The sequence below is a fragment of the Tardiphaga sp. genome (assembly GCF_028290495.1).
Classification (GTDB): domain Bacteria; phylum Pseudomonadota; class Alphaproteobacteria; order Rhizobiales; family Xanthobacteraceae; genus Tardiphaga.
The window spans coordinates 1-2670 of sequence record NZ_JAQGJT010000225.1 but is presented as its reverse complement, the minus strand read 5'-3'; the positions used below and the strand labels follow the sequence as shown (position 1 = coordinate 2670).

The window sequence follows — 2670 nt, the reverse complement described above, 5'->3', positions numbered from 1 at the left end:
GCGTCAATCGTGTGGGATTTGCGACAGTTTCCCTCCACTCGCCTCCACGCGGCCGCGCCCTTTTGTTTAGCGGCGTGTAACCCTAACTGGGTGCTCCTGATCGCAAAATATCCGAGATTTGTGGAGGAATGTGGAGTAAAGTGGAGACAACCTGCAATTCTGGCCGGATCGTTGAAGGGGGTGCGCCATGTTCCTCGGCACATACGCGCCCAAGCTCGATGACAAGGGGCGTCTGATCCTCCCCGCCAAGTTCTGGGATGAACTCGCCTCGGGGGTCGTCATCACCCGCGGACAGGAGCATTGCCTGTACGTCTACAGCGCACGTGAGTTTGAGAACGTGCACGAGAAGATCCGTCAGGCGCCCGTGTCCAGCAAGCAGGCCCGCGACTACACCCGCATGTTTCTCTCGGGCGCAAGCCAGGAGCAGCCCGACAAGCAGCGGAGGGTGACCATCCCCGTTGGCCTCCGCGAATACGCGAGCCTCGATCGTGACCTGACAGTCATCGGCGCCGGCAGTCATGCCGAGATCTGGGACACGGAGTCCTGGAACACCTACTACAACGAAACCGAATCCAGCTACGCGAACACCGCAGAGGAGGTGATCCCCGGGCTTTTCTAGCGCCCAGTCGTTGACTCCCAGCCGTTCAGCGCCCTGCCATCACTTCCCCGGTGACAGGTCAGAGAATGGATGGGGATCTGCGATTGGGGGCTTCGTGCCCCTGCACCATGTCAGAGAACACACTGCACACCCCGGTAATGCTCGAACGCACCGTCGAGCTGCTGGCCCCCGCGATCTCGCGCCCCGGTGCCGTGCTGGTCGATGCAACTCTGGGGCTCGGCGGCCACGCCGAAGCGTTCCTCGAACGCTTTCCCGAGCTGACCATCGTTGGCATCGACCGCGATCCCGAAGCACTCGCACTGACGGGGCAGCGGCTGGCGTCGTATGGTGCGCGAGCGGTGCTCGTCCGGGCGGTCTACGATGCAATCCCGGTTGCGCTGGCCACTTTGGTGATCACCGCGGTGGCGGGCATCCTGTTCGATCTCGGTGTTTCGTCGCTGCAACTGGACCGGGTCGACCGCGGCTTCTCGTATTCGCAGGATGCGCCGCTGGATATGCGCATGGACTCGGATTCTCCGCTGACCGCTGAGCGGATCATCGCCGAATACAGCGAATATGACCTGCGCCGGATCTTCTACGAATTCGGTGAAGAGAAACTTGCTCCGCGTTACGCGAGCAAAATCGTCCAGGCTCGCGAGAAATCCCCCATCTCGCGGTCTGGCCAACTTGTCGACGTGATTGTCGCGGCCACCCCTGCCGCGGCGAAGCGTGCCGGCCACCCCGCCAAACGCGTGTTTCAAGCGCTGCGCATCGAGGTGAACCAGGAGCTGGCAGTTCTTGCCAGAGCGATCCCGGCGGCTCTCGACGTTCTCGACGTCGATGGTCGCATGGTCGTGCTGGCCTACCAGTCGCTCGAGGACCGCATCGTGAAAAGGGTATTCGCCGCGCGATCGGCCTCCACCGCACCCCGCGGGCTCCCGGTGGAGTTGCCCGAACACCGTCCGGAACTGCGACTCCTGGTGCGAGGCGCGGAACTGGCATCCGACGAAGAAAAACAGTCAAACCCACGCGCAACGCCAGTACGCTTGCGCGCCGTACAGAAGCTGAGGCCGGCAGCATGAGCTCGAATCTCGCATACTCGTTGCCGACGCGACGCCCCATCGATGACTTTGTCGAAGAACAGCACCCGAGACCGATTCGCGCAGTCTCGACCCGGACGCGCCGTCGTACGCGTCCCAAGATGGTCTACGCGCTCGTGGCAACCGGGGTCATTTTCGCGATCTTTCTGGCACAGCTGCTCCTGACCATTTCGCTCTCAAGCGGTGCATACAACATTGGGCGACTCCAGAACCAGCAGCGCGATCTTGCGCGCACGGCTTCCGCACTCGATGAGCAGCTCAACACTCTCGGGTCGACGCAAAACCTGTCAGCGGATGCAACCTCGCTCGGGATGGTGGCCTCCTCCTCGCTGGCATTCCTTCGCATCTCGGACGGCAGGGTAATCGGCACCGCCGTGGCTGCGGGCAGGCCAGGCAGCAAGCAGAAGGTCTCAGCCTCGAACGGCAGCGTCCCGGACTCGCTGCTTGGCGGCGTTTCTGTGATCAAGCCGACAGCATCCGGACACGGCGGCTCGAATACGGCAGTTTCGGCCTCACCCGGCTCACAATCGAATTCGAATGGCGGATCGACCGGTTCGTCTTCGCAAGGTACGTCAAGCGGCGACACCAGCAGCGCCAATTCAGGTCAGCTGCCTTCGCCCCAGACCCATTAGGGCCAGAGTTATGAAGAAGAGCAGAAGAGCGGGGGCCCGCCTCACGCTCACGATGCTCGGCATCTTTGTGGTCGTTGGGTTGTTCGCGGGAAGACTGGTCGACCTGCAGATCGTGCAGGCGCCGAAGCTGACCAAGGCGGCATCCGCGAGCCGGGAGGCGAAGGTCATCACGTATGGCACGCGAGGTTCGATTGTCGACGCGAACGGCGTGGTTCTCGCCGACAGCGTTGACCGATTCAACATCACGGTTTCGCCGAAGAACTTTCCGATCGATGGCTACGACACCAAGCCCAACGACGATTCGACGCGGGTGAGCGCGGCCGAGATTTTTACCAAGATC

The 2670-nt window shown here is 62.2% G+C and carries 3 protein-coding genes and 1 pseudogene; all 4 read left to right on the top strand.

Features of this window, described 5'->3' with window-relative positions; translation table 11 throughout:
* Nucleotides 1-187 precede the first annotated feature (187 nt).
* Nucleotides 188-619 carry a division/cell wall cluster transcriptional repressor MraZ gene (mraZ, locus tag JWQ24_RS28365; protein ID WP_299815896.1) on the top strand — a complete coding sequence of 144 codons (432 nt, stop codon included), beginning with the start codon at nucleotides 188-190 and terminating at the stop codon, nucleotides 617-619.
* A 65-nt stretch (nucleotides 620-684) separates the two neighbouring features.
* Nucleotides 685-1680, top strand: coding sequence for a 16S rRNA (cytosine(1402)-N(4))-methyltransferase RsmH (gene rsmH, locus JWQ24_RS28360; protein ID WP_366521475.1), 996 nt, complete (start codon nucleotides 685-687; stop codon nucleotides 1678-1680).
* A 119-nt stretch (nucleotides 1681-1799) separates the two neighbouring features.
* Entirely contained in the window at nucleotides 1800-2330 is a 531-nt protein-coding gene (locus tag JWQ24_RS28355; RefSeq protein ID WP_299815890.1) for a hypothetical protein, read from the top strand.
* A gap of 10 nt (nucleotides 2331-2340) precedes the next feature.
* Nucleotides 2341-2670 (top strand): annotated as a pseudogene (locus tag JWQ24_RS28350) (hypothetical protein); the annotation flags it as partial.

Coding starts and splice junctions, on each gene's coding strand:
- mraZ (WP_299815896.1), top strand. CDS start 188: ATGTTCCTCGGCACATACGCGCCCAAGCTCGATGACAAGGGGCGTCTG.
- rsmH (WP_366521475.1), top strand. CDS start 685: ATGGATGGGGATCTGCGATTGGGGGCTTCGTGCCCCTGCACCATGTCA.
- JWQ24_RS28355 (WP_299815890.1), top strand. CDS start 1,800: ATGGTCTACGCGCTCGTGGCAACCGGGGTCATTTTCGCGATCTTTCTG.